Consider the following 557-nt stretch of genomic DNA (forward strand, 5'->3'; position numbering starts at 1 on the left):
GCCCTGGTTATTTCCACGCCGATTTCTATTGTGTCGGCCATTGGGAATGCTGCGAAGAAGGGCGTTCTCATCAAAGGCGGTGTATATCTGGAGGAAATGGGTGCTTTAAAAGCAATTGCTTTTGATAAAACCGGCACGCTCACCAGAGGTGTTCCTGTCGTTACGGATTTTAATGTATTGAATAAAGCTGCCAATGAAAAAGAATTACTCTCCATTATTACTGCCTTGGAGTATCGTTCTCAACATCCTCTTGCCTCTGCGATTATGAGAAAGGCAGAAGAATCCAATATTTCTTATTCGGACATTACGGTTGAGGATTTCTCTTCGATAACAGGCAAGGGGATTAAGGGTAGCGTTAACGGAACGACATATTATATAGGAAATCCAAAACTCTTTAAGGAACTGCAAACCGTTCACTTTACTCCTGACCAAGAACAACTGGTTGCGTCCCTCCAAAATCAAGGGAAGACGGCGATGATTGTTGGTACAGAAAAGGATATTCTTGCTGTGATTGCTCTAGCAGATGAAGTTCGCGATTCCAGTATGGGTGTTATTCA

The 557-nt window shown here is 42.9% G+C and carries 1 protein-coding gene; it reads left to right on the top strand.

Going from position 1 to position 557, the window contains the following annotated elements; translation table 11 throughout:
- Nucleotides 1–557, top strand: a 557-nt coding sequence (locus C3B52_RS35810; RefSeq protein ID WP_123058885.1) for an HAD family hydrolase, incomplete at both ends; no start/stop codon positions are given.

The organism is Brevibacillus reuszeri (assembly GCF_002897295.1).
GTDB lineage: Bacteria > Bacillota > Bacilli > Brevibacillales > Brevibacillaceae > Brevibacillus > Brevibacillus reuszeri_A.